We start from the raw sequence: 11546 nt of genomic DNA, 5'->3' as shown, positions 1-11546 counted from the left end.
TCGGCCAGCTTGACGAGCTCAGGATCGGGTTTCACTCGTTTGCTGCGTTTCGCTACGGTCATCGTCGCTCCTGTTACTGGCAGTCTCCTGCCAAATGACCGTTTACACAAAGCTATTTACACCCTCCGGCGGCCCGCATTTCTTGCATCTTCGATGTGCCACGAGAGGGGCGTCGATGCGTCGACAGCCCCGCCTATGCATCGCGTACGTGACCGGATCGGTTATCCATCATTCGTGTTGAGCCCCGTGGATAGCCCGCGCGACGTCGACACAGAGGCCTCTGAAAGGCCCCTCTGCCTGCGACGTGCCACTGCAAGCGCTCGGGATCACCCGTCTTCACAGAAAACCTGTGGGCATGCATACCGCTACCAGAGCGAACCTCGGTAAATCGGCATTTAGCTCATCGGAGACTCGCAGAATCGTCGTTCGATAGCACCTGAAATACGCGAATGCGACACAACGACCTTCGTTTATCTCGCAAGTGGCGCGGACCGTGGGTGAACGACCGGTATGGCGCGACGTTGGGACATTTTAGGAAAGCAACCGAGAGGCAGTAGCGGGTCGAGCAGAGCCCGCCGCGTCAGGCCGGGTCCGGCCACTTTGAGACGTTCACGTCGTTTTCCTGGTCGACTGCTTGCAAGCCTGCTACGGCCAGTTGCCGTGAGCAAATGGTTGTTGCACGGGCTTCGTTTCCGACAAGTCAAAGGCGCGGACAGGGCCGCCCGCATGGGGCCATACGGCGCGCGCATGGCTCGTGCCGATCCGTAAGCAATGGTCGCCTGATTTCGGATCGACCCACTCAGCGCCAATGCTACGAGCAACACGCGATGTTGCGATCGCGCGTCAGATAGTTGAACGGAAACCATCAATCGATGTGGAGCGGTCCGAAGGAGTAAGCAGCGGATCCCAGCCTTTCGCGGAGAGAGGATTACTGCGGGCGATTCGCCGGGCTCTCCTGATTCGACGCGAGACGATGGTCGCCGAGGGTGGATTCACGAGCGGCGTGGAGGAGGCGAACTCCGCATCCAATGCTCCCGTCGATTTTTGACCACTGTTGACAAGTAAAAATACAGCGACTTAGACTTGGGCCATACCTTGAGGCCCGACAAAGACGTCCGCCCGAGGACCCGGCACAGAAGCCCCCTGGCGAACCAATGGTTCGCCAGGGGTTTTTTTTTCTCCGAATTTCCCCTGTTGTTCTAGCGCTCACTTCTACTTCTGGAGAACCCGCATGTTGCTGAAGCCGTCGGGCTGGATGCGTCTCGCCCTCACCGCAGGACTTGCACTGACCTCGCTCGCCGCGAGCGCCGCCGATCCCGTGAAAATCGGCTTGCTGGAGGATGCTTCGGGAAATTTCGCGCTGGCAACGATTCCGAAGATCCACGCCACCCAGCTCGCGGTCGATGAGATCAACGCGAAGGGGGGCATCCTCGGACGCCCGGTGACGCTGATCGCCTACGATACGCAGTCGGACAACACCAAGTTTCAGGAACTCGCGCGGCATCTCGTCCAGACCGACAAGCCCGACGTGATTTTCGGCGCGTTCTCCAGCGCCTCGCGCGAAGCTATCCGGCCGATCATGGACCGCGCGCATCAGCTCTACTGGTATGACAATCAGTATGAAGGCGGCGTCTGCGATACGAACACCTTCGTGACCGGCGCGGTGCCCGAGCAGCAGTTCTCGACGCTGATTCCGTGGATGATGCAGAAATACGGCAAGAAGGTGTACACCATCGCCGCCGACTATAACTTCGGGCAGATCTCGGCGGAGTGGGTGCGCAACATCGTGAAGGAGAACGGCGGCACGATGGCGGGTGAGGAGTTCATTCCGCTTTCCGTATCGCAGTTCGGCCAGACGATCCAGAACATCCAGAAGGCGAAGCCTGACTTCGTGGTCACGCTGCTGGTCGGCGCGAATCAGGCGTCGTATTACGAGCAACAGGCATCGGCGCATCTGAACCTGCCGATGGCGAGTTCGGTCAACGTCGGTCAGGCGTATGAGCACAAGCGCTTCAAACCGCCTGCGCTCAAGGACATGTACGTTACGGCAAACTACGTCGAAGAAGTCGATTCGCCCGCGAGCAACGACTTCAAGAAGCGCTTCCATGCCAAGTTCCCCAACGAGCCGTATATCAATCAGGAAGCGGCGAACGCCTACGACGCCATCTATCTCTACAAGGCCGCGGCGGAAAAGGCCAAGTCGACGAATCAGGATGCGGTGCGCAAGGCGCTGGAAAGCGGCGACATCTGCACGACAGGTGAGCAAGGAAAGGTCTGTATCGATCCGAAGAGCCACCACGCGAGCCACACCATCTATCTCGTGCACGTGAAGGAGGACCACTCCGTCGAGATTCCGAAGGTCTGGGACGACGTGCAGCCGTATTGGCTCGGCAAGGTCGGTTGCGATCTGCCGAACAAGCCGGACCATCGTCAGTACACGCCGTCGAATCTGCCCAAGAAGTCCTGATCCGAAGCCGGCGCGCGTTCGACACACACGGCACGCACGCGCGCCGGCCTCCTGAACGTGGAGCGCGCATGGCCACCTTATCGGTTCTCTATTCGCTCGTTTATCAGTTCGGCGACAACTTCGCCTATCTGGTGCTCGCGGCGCTCGGGCTCGCGGTGATCTTCGGCATGATGGGCGTCATCAATCTCGCGCATGGCGAGTTCATCATGTGCGGGGCGTATGTCACCATCATCGCGGCCAAACGCGGCGTGCCGCTGCCGCTCGCGATGCTGCTCGGCGCGATCGCGGCGGCGCTCGCAGGCGTGATCGTCGAAAGACTCGTGATTCGTCATCTTTACGACCGCGTGTTCGATTCTGTCGTGGCGACATGGGCGATCAGCCTCATCGTGCAGCAGACGATGCTGCTCGTCGCCGGACCGTCCATCGAAGGCATCGGCACGCCGTTCGGGTCGTTCTCGCTCGGCGATTATTCGTTCTCGACTTATCGCGCCGTGCTGCCACTCATCGCGCTGGCGATCCTTTTCGGCCTCTACCTTATGTTCTTCAAGACGAACTACGGCGTCTGTGCGCGCGCGACGATCCAGAACCCGAATATTGCGCAATGCCTCGGGCTGCGCACGGACCGGCTCTATACGTTGACCTTCGCGCTCGGCGCGGGGCTGGCAGGTCTCACAGGCGGGCTCTACGCACCGACCATGACGGCGGTCCCGACGATGGGCAGCAACTTTATCGTGCAGGCGTTCGTTTCGGTGGTCGTCGGCGGGGCGAACGTGATTGCGGGAACGACGCCGGCCGCTGGCGTGCTCGCCATCATCCAGACGGCGCTCACGGCATCTTACGGCCAGTTGTTCGGGCAGATCGGGCTGCTCGTGACGGTCATCGTCGTGATTCGGCTGATGCCGCAGGGCCTCGGTAATCTCTTCACCCGCTTGCGCTAGGAGGCAGACGTGAAGCAAGCGAAAATGCCTTCAAAGACGTCTCACACCAGCGCCTCGACACGCGCGCTGCGTGCGATGCCCTGGCTCGTGGCGCTGTGCCTGCCGCTCATCGTCGATGCGAACACCAGTGGCAACCTCGCGTACTGCCTGCTGTGGGCATTCAGCGCGGTCGGCCTCGCGGCGATGTGGGGCTACGGCGGCATCCTGTCGTTCGGACAGACCGCGTTCTTTGGACTGTCGGGCTATAGCTACGGCATCTTCACTCTGAATTACGGCGACATGTGGTTCGAGTCCTGGCTCGGTCTCGGCGTGGGCCTGGTGGTGAGCGTCGTGGTCGCCACGCTGATCGGCTATATGATTTTCTACGGCCGCATCAAGGGCGTGTTCATCGGCATCGTCACGCTCTCGGTGACGCTTGTGCTCGAAACGTTCATGTCGCAGACGGCGGGACCGCAATGGGCGATCGGTGAAGCGCGGCTGAACGGCTACAACGGCATGGGCGGCATGGCGCCGCTCACGATTCCTTGGCGGGACGGACCCCTCACGCTGGAAAACGTGAGCTTCTATTATCTCGTGGTGATCCTGCTGATCGTGGTCTATGTCGTGATGCGCAGGCTGCTCGATGGCACCTTCGGCCTCACGCTCATCGCGATCCGCGAGAACCCGCAACGCGCCGAGATGCTCGGCGTCGACATCCGTCGTCATCAGCTACTCGTGTTCGTGCTGGGTTGCACGCTGGGCGGATTGTCGGGGGCGCTTTACACGATCTGGGGTTCATATATCACCCCCTCGACGATGGGCCTCACCGCGGCCGCGATGCCGGTCATTTGGGTCGCGACCTCGGGCAGGAAGAGCATCGGCGGAACGATTCTCGGCACCGCGCTGCTCGTCTGGCTCTCGCAGAATCTCGCGGTGTACGGCAGCCAGTACGCGTTGATCCTGCTCGGTGCGATCCTGCTGATCGTCGTGCTGGGCGCGCCCGAAGGCTTGCTGCCATTCGTCACGCGGCAGCTGAAACGTCTCTCCAGCCGCACGGGCGACGGCGCGCGCCCCGTTGGCGCAGGTCTCAAACGAGAGGAGGGCAAGTCATGACCACGCTCCTGGAAACGCGCGGACTCACAAAGCATTTCGGCGGCGCCCACGTTATCAACGGCATCGACTTCAGCATCGACGCGGGTGAGATTCGCTGCGTGATCGGGCCGAACGGCGCGGGCAAGAGCACGTTCTTCAAGCTCATCACGGGCGAGCATCGCCCCTCGGAAGGCAGTGTGATGTTTCTCGGCCAGGACATGAGCCATGTGCTGCCTCACGAGCGCATCCGCATGGGCATGAGCATCAAGTTCCAGATTCCCGGCGTGTTTCCGGACCTGAGCGTGCGCCAGCATCTGCAACTGTCGCTGCATCGCGCGAAAGACGACCGCCCCGATAGCCTCGGCGAACTGCTACAGCGCTTCATGCTGGAGAGCGAGGATGGCGTGCTCGCGCGCAATCTGTCGCACGGCAAGAAGCAATGGCTCGAGATCGCGATGGCCGTCTCCCTGCGACCCAAACTGCTGTTTCTCGATGAACCCGTGGCCGGCATGTCGGTCGAGGAAACGCACGCGACGGGTGAGCTCATCAAGCGTCTGTCAGCGGACGGTCTCACGATGATGGTCGTCGAGCACGACATGACGTTCGTCAAGCAGATCGCCTCGCGCGTGACGGTGCTGCACGGGGGGAGTGTTCTCGCGGACGGCCCGCTCGACGAAATCCTCGCCCGCGACGATGTCGCCGAGGTCTACTTGGGAAAGAAGAAATGAGCGCGTTGCTCGAAGTGTCAGGCGTAGAAGCGGGATACGGTGGCGGCCGCGTGCTGAACGGGGTGTCGATCGGTATCGAGCGCGGCGAGGTGCTGGCGCTGATCGGCCGTAACGGAGTCGGCAAGACGACGCTGATGCGCGCGCTCATCGGACTGATCAGGCTCGATGCTGGTGAAATCAAACTCGACGGCGCTGCGATCGGCCACGAGAAACCGTACGTTCGCGCGCAGAAAGGCATGGGATACGTGCCGCAGGGCCGCGAGATTTTCGGCGCGCTGACGGTCGCCGAGAACCTTCGGGTCGGCGCACAGGCGAATCGCGCGCAGGCCGCGCAAATGAAAGAGAAAGTCGTCGGCTACTTTCCCATCCTGAAGAAGCGCTACACGCAGAAAGCGGGAACCATGAGCGGCGGCGAACAGCAGCAACTCGCGATTGCGCGCGCGCTCATCAGCGCGCCCAAGGTGCTGCTGCTCGATGAACCGTCGGAAGGCATTCAGCCGTCGATCGTCGATCTGATCGGCGAGACGTTGCAGCAGATCGCGCGCGAGACGGGCATCGGCGTGGTGCTCGTCGAGCAGGACATGGGCATGGTCGAACGGATCGCGACACGCTGCTGCGTGATGGACAAGGGCCGTATCGTCGATGTATTGAGCCCTGCACAACTCGGGGACGAGCAATTGATTCGCCAGTACCTGGCACTGTGACGGAGAGCGGAACATGAAATGGCTTGAAGAATCGATCATGATGAAGCGCGGTGTCGGCGCGGATCGGGAACCGGTGGAGCACCATCTCACCGAAGAGATGCAGCAGACGTATCACTACACCATCGGGCCGTATTCGCAGCCGGTGCTGCACGTCAAACCCGGCGATCGCGTGGTGGTGGAAACGCGCGATGCGTTCGAGGGCAAGATCAAGGAGGAAACCGACAAGCCGTCGCAGGTGCTGCAAGTGCCGTTTCTCAATCCGCAGAACGGACCGATCATGATCGAGGGTGCAGAAAAGGGCGACGTGGTGGCGGTGTACATCGAGAAGATGGCGCCGCGCGGCGAGGATCCGCACGGCTTCTGTTGCATGATACCGAACTTCGGCGCATTGACGGGCACCGACTACACTGCATTGCTCAACGAGCCGTTGCCGGAAGTCGTACGCAAGATCAAGATCGACGAAGAGAACGTGTACTGGAGCAAACGCAATACGCTGCCGTACAAGCCACATATCGGCACGCTGAGCCTATCGCCCGAAATCGATTCGATCAATTCCCTCACGCCCGACAATCACGGCGGCAACATGGATGTGCCGGACATGGGGCCGGGCAGCATAACCTATTTGCCGGTCCGCTCGCCGGGCGGGCGCCTGTTTATCGGCGATGCGCATGCCTGTCAGGGCGACGGCGAAGTGTGCGGCACGGCCGTGGAGTATCAGAGCACGACGACCGTGCGCCTCGATCTGATCAAGAACTGGCAGATCGCCTGGCCGCGGCTGGAGAATGAGGACGCGCTCATGAGCATCGGCAGCGCACGCCCGCTGGAGGACGCGACGCGGATCGCCTATCGCGAACTCGTGTTGTGGATGGCGGCCGAGTACGGCTTCGACAAGTGGGACGCGTACATGATGCTGAGCCAGGTCGGCAAGGTTCGCCTCGGCAATTTCGTCGACCCAAAATATACGGTTGGCGCGATGGTCGCCAAGCACTACCTCAAGTAGAACATAGTCAGACGAATCGAAGCACCGAAGACCTCAGCGCGGGGCGCCGCTCCGCGCGCATTAAAGAGCGTGTCACGAAATGGCTTTGTCCGATCCAATCCGAGTGGGCTTGCTGTGCTCGACGAGCGGTTCGACCGCGTTGCTCGAGCAGTCTCAATGGCGCGGAGCGTGCCTCGCCGTCGAGGAGATCAATGCGCGCGGCGGTATCGGCGGACGCGAACTCGTCGCCCTTCATTACGATCCCGGCTCCGACCCGGCCTCGTTTCGCGAGCTGGCCGAGCGGTTGATCGTGAAGGACGGCGTCAACACGATCTTCGGCGGCTATACGTCGACCAGCCGCAAGGCGATGCTGCCTGTCGTCGAAAAGCACAACCGGCTGCTGATCTACTCGCAGATGTACGAGGGCTTCGAGTACTCCGACAACATCATCTATAGCGGCGCGTCGCCCAATCAGAACGGCGTGCAACTCGCGGACTTCATGACGGAGACCTTCGGCGCGCGGGTCTACTTCGTCGGGTCGAGCTACGTCTATCCGTACGAGTGCAATCGTACGATGCAGGAACTGCTGCTCCAGCATCCCGAAGGCGCGATTCTCGGCGAGCGCTATCTGCCGCTCGACGCGCCGCGCGATAAGTTCGCGCAGGTCATCGCGGACATCAGGCGCAAGTCGCCGGACTGGATTTTCTGCACGGTGATCGGCGATACCGTGCCTTATCTCTACGATGCCTACGCGCACGCGGACTTCGATCCAGCCAGAATGCCCATCGGCAGTCTCAATACCTCCGAGACTGAGATTCGTGCGATGGAGCGCGGCATCGCGGCGGGCCACATCACGGCCGCGCCTTATTTCCAAAGCATTGACACGGAAGAAAACCATCGCGCGGTCGCGCATCATCAGGCGCTTTATGAGGCCGACACGCCGACCGACATGAACTGGGAGGCTGCGTATTATCAGATGCACATGTTCGCGGAAGCATTCGCCCGCGCAGGCTCGGACGAACTCGCGACAATCATGCCGCATTTGCTCGGTTCGGAATTCACCGCGCCGCAAGGCCGCGTGCGCATCGATCCCGTGAATCATCATATGGCGCTTTATCCGCGCATCGGCCGCGCAAACGCGGACGGCCAGTTCACCATCCTGCGCGAGTCGAAGTTCGCTGTCGGCCCCGATCCGTACATGACGCGCCAGACGCTCGGGGACCGGGTCGCGAAGTTGAGCACGCGGGACTATTGACGTGAGCGCGCGTGCGGACAGAGGCCAGCGGAGCCTCACCAGTTCGATCCTCGAGCGCAATGCGCGCGTGGTCGTTTTCCATCCGGACGACGACGACGGGCAAACGCTCGCCAACCATCTGCGGCGCATGGGCTTTTATGTCGAGCAATGCTGGCCGCCGATAGACACCTTGCCCGAGCGCGTCGATCTGGTGTTTCGCGCGCTCTTGCCCGAGGAGCGTACGCCGAGCGGCGAGTGGTCGGGACCCGATGCGCCGCCCGTCATCTGCGTGGTGGCCCACGAGAATCCGACGTTCATCGATCAGGCCATCAAACTCGGAGCGGACGGCATCATCACGACGCCGATCCGCGCATCGGGGTTACTTTCGACCGTGGTAATGGCCCTGTATCACGCGAAGCGTGCGCGTCAGCATGCACAGCGTATCGCCAAGCTCGAACAGAAGCTGCTCGACAGCCGGCATCTGCAGGAAGCTAAAAACATTCTAATGATCATGCATCGCGTGAGTGAGCGCGATGCGTACGACATACTGCGCGCTCAGGCGATGGAAAAGCGCGTGACCATCGACGATATTTGCCATTCCGTCATTCAAGCGGGCGAAGTGTTGCAGATCACGCGCGGCATGACATCCGGGGAAGGGCGCGAGAAAGAGTGAGCGCACAGGCTACGTTTTCTGATCGACACGCACAGGAGCGACAAAAATGGACCTGCAACTTAAAGGTCTGAAGGCGATCGTGACCGACGGCACGAAGGGCATCGGACTCGCGATTGCGCGGACATTCGCCGCGGAGGGCGCCGACGTCGCCATCTGCGCGCGCGATCAAGCCGCTGTCGAATCGACCGCGAGCGCGCTGGCCGAGCTGAGCGGCGCACGCGCGTCGGGTGCGGCCGTCGATGTGCCGGACGGCGATGCGCTCAAGGCTTGGGTCGGGGGCGTCGGTGCGGAATGGGACGGGATCGATATCGTCGTGGCCAATGTGAGCGCGCTCACGATCGGCAACGACATCCAGTCGTGGCGCAAGGAGTTCGAGACGGATCTGCTGTCAATCTCGTCGATGCCGCCATGCCGTTTCGCGAGGTGAGCCGGGCCGCTTCGATCGTCGCGATATGGGAGCGAGTCGGGACGCGAGACCGATTTTGCCCCGGGTCCGTACGGGTCTTCAAGGCCGCCCTCGTTCACTACATGCAGGGGCTGGCGAATCAGCTGGCATCGAAGGGCATCCGCGCGAATACGGTATCGCCCGGCAATGTGTAGTTCGAAGGCAGCGTGTGGGACTGGATCGAGTATTAAGACGCGGCGCTGTTCGAGCGTGCGCTTACGTTGAAGCCGAGCGGACGCATGGGCCGGCCGCAGGAAATCACCAACGCAGTGGCGTTCATCGCGAGTCCGGCGGCGAGCTTCGTGAGTGGGGCGAACTTCGTCGTCGATGGCGCGCTCACGCGTGGCATCCAGCTTTGAGCGCTTTGAGGTACCGATAACTCAACAGGAGCATCGAATGGAAGAAGGCAGTGCGATGGACATCGATCTGGATACGCTCACGGTCGAAGCCGTGCAGGCGGGTTTTCGAGCTGGGACATTTACGGCTGAGCAACTGGCGCGCGCCTGCTTCGACAGGATCGAGCGCGACAACGCAAAATTCAACGCGCTGATCTTTCTGAACTCAGACGCGATCGGCGATGCGCGGAAGATCGACGAACGGCGCGCAGCCGGTGAGGCGCTCGGGCCGCTCGCGGGCGTGCCGGTGGTCATCAAGGATCCGATGGATATGGTCGGCTTTCCGACCACGGCGGGATGGGCGAAGCTTTACAGCAAGAAGGGCGGCGTCGACCTGATGCCCGAGCGCGATGCGCCGGTCGTCGCGCGCATGCGGCGCGCGGGCGCCGTCCTGCTCGGCAAGACCAACGTGCCCATCCTGAGCCACACCGGATCGCATGCGAACGATAGCTGGGCTGGGCCGACCATCAACGTGCCGATGCCCGACCGCGTGCCGGGAGGCAGCAGCGCGGGAACGGCGTCGGCGGTTGCATCGGGCATGGCGGTGCTCGGACTCGCCGAAGAAACGGGCGGCTCGATCCAGAACCCAGCCTCGGCGCAGGGCCTCGTCGGCATCAAGCCGACTATCGGACTGGTGCCGAATGCGGGCGTCGTGCCGCTGTCGGGTAATCGCGATGTAGTGGGCCCGATTGCCCGCAACGTGCGCGATGCGGCGCTCTGCCTCGACGTGCTCGCAGGCTATTCGAGCGAGGACCCGAAGACGCTCGCGAGCGTCGGCCGGCAGCCGGAAGGCGGTTATACGTCGGCGCTGTCACCGGATGCGTTGAACGGCAAGCGTATCGGTTTATATGGCCCGGGATGGCGCGCGCAGCCGCTCTCCGATGAAGCAGCCGTGCTGTATGCGCGCGTCAAGCAAGAGCTGGCCGGTCTCGGCGCGGTCCTGGTCGACGATCCGTTCGAAGGCTCTGGTTTCGCCGATCTAAGAAAGCCGACGCCGCCACTGGAACACTTCGATGCGCGTGGACTCGAATCCATTCCGTACGATCTCGAGAAATATCTGCAGCGGCTCGGCAAGCATGCGCCGCTCAAAACGTTCGCGGAATTCGCCGAAGCGACTAAAGACGACAATGTGTTCGGGCCCGATGGCGTACTGCGCTATTTGCCTAGCCTCGCCGACTTCCGGGCTGCGTTGGCCGATCCTTCGTTGCCGCCGGAGATGCCGGAGTTCGTCGACCTGAAGGCGCGTTATATGAGTATCTTCGATACGGTGATGAGCACGCACCGACTCGATGCACTCGTCTTTCCACAGATGCGATGCGAGCTTCCTCCGCTTCACGGCAAGGACATCATTCAGGAGACGACGGTCGGCGAAATCAATATCGCGGGATTGCCTGGCATTGCTGTGCCAGCGGGCGATTACAAGTCGGGGTCTCCGTTCGGGCTGATCTTCGTCGGTCGGCAGTGGGACGAGGCGGCGCTGCTGGGATATGCCTACGCATACGAGATTGGCGCGGGTCGCCAGAAGGCGGCGCCGATGCTCGATTGATTCGGGTGCCGGCCCGAGAGTTCTGCAGGGAACGTTAGGATCCTGAGAATCGACCCTGACGTTCTTCGCTCGCTCAGTCTTGAGTCCGTCGGCAGGTTACCTGAAGCAATTGGACGGCCGCTATGGCGGGTAAGCGGCCTCTCCTCGCACAACCGTGTACGACCGGAGAGGGTCGACTTGCGACGATCATCCGCTGCGGGCCGGCAAGCGGTTCTCAATTCAGCTATCGGTCCGGGTTCGGCCCAGACTGTGTCAAAACGCGTACCCACTGGGAATTGAGGAAACCTGTCCCGGTGCGGATTGCCGCTTGTCGACTGCGACGAGCCGAAGGTCAAATCACAGCCCAACACATCACGAAGGCGCAAC

10 protein-coding genes and 1 pseudogene are annotated in these 11546 nt (G+C 61.8%); all 11 read left to right on the top strand.

Annotated elements, in window-relative coordinates; genetic code table 11:
- The first annotated feature begins 1231 nt into the window (after positions 1 to 1231).
- Entirely contained in the window at positions 1232 to 2467 is a 1236-nt protein-coding gene (locus tag F6X42_RS40250; protein ID WP_018421037.1) for an urea ABC transporter substrate-binding protein, read from the top strand.
- 68 nt (positions 2468 to 2535) lie between these two features.
- The gene (locus F6X42_RS40245; RefSeq protein ID WP_018421038.1) at positions 2536 to 3405 is read left to right on the top strand and encodes an ABC transporter permease subunit; all 870 of its coding nucleotides are present in this window, start codon (positions 2536 to 2538) and stop codon (positions 3403 to 3405) included.
- A 9-nt stretch (positions 3406 to 3414) separates the two neighbouring features.
- The gene (locus F6X42_RS40240; RefSeq protein ID WP_018421039.1) at positions 3415 to 4497 is read left to right on the top strand and encodes an ABC transporter permease subunit; all 1083 of its coding nucleotides are present in this window, start codon (positions 3415 to 3417) and stop codon (positions 4495 to 4497) included.
- Positions 4494 to 5204, top strand: a complete 711-nt coding sequence (locus F6X42_RS40235) for an ABC transporter ATP-binding protein (RefSeq protein ID WP_018421040.1) — start codon at positions 4494 to 4496, stop codon at positions 5202 to 5204. Before F6X42_RS40240 ends, F6X42_RS40235 begins: the two co-directional genes overlap by 4 nt.
- Positions 5201 to 5908, top strand: a complete 708-nt coding sequence (locus F6X42_RS40230) for an ABC transporter ATP-binding protein (protein ID WP_187639374.1) — start codon at positions 5201 to 5203, stop codon at positions 5906 to 5908. Before F6X42_RS40235 ends, F6X42_RS40230 begins: the two co-directional genes overlap by 4 nt.
- A gap of 13 nt (positions 5909 to 5921) precedes the next feature.
- Complete coding sequence (locus F6X42_RS40225) at positions 5922 to 6908, top strand: acetamidase/formamidase family protein (protein WP_018421042.1); 987 nt, start codon at positions 5922 to 5924, stop codon at positions 6906 to 6908.
- A 79-nt stretch (positions 6909 to 6987) separates the two neighbouring features.
- Positions 6988 to 8142 carry a transporter substrate-binding domain-containing protein gene (locus tag F6X42_RS40220; RefSeq protein WP_187639373.1) on the top strand — a complete coding sequence of 385 codons (1155 nt, stop codon included), beginning with the start codon at positions 6988 to 6990 and terminating at the stop codon, positions 8140 to 8142.
- Position 8143: 1 nt separating this feature from the next.
- On the top strand, positions 8144 to 8794 hold the full coding sequence (locus tag F6X42_RS40215; protein WP_018421044.1) for an ANTAR domain-containing response regulator: 651 nt from the start codon (positions 8144 to 8146) through the stop codon (positions 8792 to 8794).
- A gap of 46 nt (positions 8795 to 8840) precedes the next feature.
- Entirely contained in the window at positions 8841 to 9221 is a 381-nt protein-coding gene (locus F6X42_RS45455) for an SDR family NAD(P)-dependent oxidoreductase (protein WP_281394096.1), read from the top strand.
- Positions 9203 to 9598: pseudogene (locus F6X42_RS45450) on the top strand (SDR family NAD(P)-dependent oxidoreductase). The gene F6X42_RS45455 and the pseudogene F6X42_RS45450 overlap by 19 nt, the downstream one beginning before the upstream one ends.
- A gap of 37 nt (positions 9599 to 9635) precedes the next feature.
- The gene (locus F6X42_RS40205; protein WP_187639372.1) at positions 9636 to 11180 is read left to right on the top strand and encodes an amidase; all 1545 of its coding nucleotides are present in this window, start codon (positions 9636 to 9638) and stop codon (positions 11178 to 11180) included.
- The last annotated feature ends 366 nt before the right edge of the window (positions 11181 to 11546 follow it).

It is taken from the genome of Paraburkholderia podalyriae (assembly GCF_014397785.1).
GTDB lineage: Bacteria > Pseudomonadota > Gammaproteobacteria > Burkholderiales > Burkholderiaceae > Paraburkholderia > Paraburkholderia podalyriae.
The sequence above is the reverse complement of the archived record's forward strand: the minus strand, read 5'-3'. Positions and strand labels throughout refer to the sequence as shown.

What these genes read in the sequence shown, in the direction of transcription:
- F6X42_RS40245 (WP_018421038.1), top strand. Translation starts at nt 2,536, where the DNA reads ATGGCCACCTTATCGGTTCTCTATTCGCTCGTTTATCAGTTCGGCGAC.
- F6X42_RS40250 (WP_018421037.1), top strand. Translation starts at nt 1,232, where the DNA reads ATGTTGCTGAAGCCGTCGGGCTGGATGCGTCTCGCCCTCACCGCAGGA.
- F6X42_RS45455 (WP_281394096.1), top strand. Translation starts at nt 8,841, where the DNA reads ATGGACCTGCAACTTAAAGGTCTGAAGGCGATCGTGACCGACGGCACG.
- F6X42_RS40225 (WP_018421042.1), top strand. Translation starts at nt 5,922, where the DNA reads ATGAAATGGCTTGAAGAATCGATCATGATGAAGCGCGGTGTCGGCGCG.
- F6X42_RS40220 (WP_187639373.1), top strand. Translation starts at nt 6,988, where the DNA reads ATGGCTTTGTCCGATCCAATCCGAGTGGGCTTGCTGTGCTCGACGAGC.
- F6X42_RS40235 (WP_018421040.1), top strand. Translation starts at nt 4,494, where the DNA reads ATGACCACGCTCCTGGAAACGCGCGGACTCACAAAGCATTTCGGCGGC.
- F6X42_RS40230 (WP_187639374.1), top strand. Translation starts at nt 5,201, where the DNA reads ATGAGCGCGTTGCTCGAAGTGTCAGGCGTAGAAGCGGGATACGGTGGC.
- F6X42_RS40205 (WP_187639372.1), top strand. Translation starts at nt 9,636, where the DNA reads ATGGAAGAAGGCAGTGCGATGGACATCGATCTGGATACGCTCACGGTC.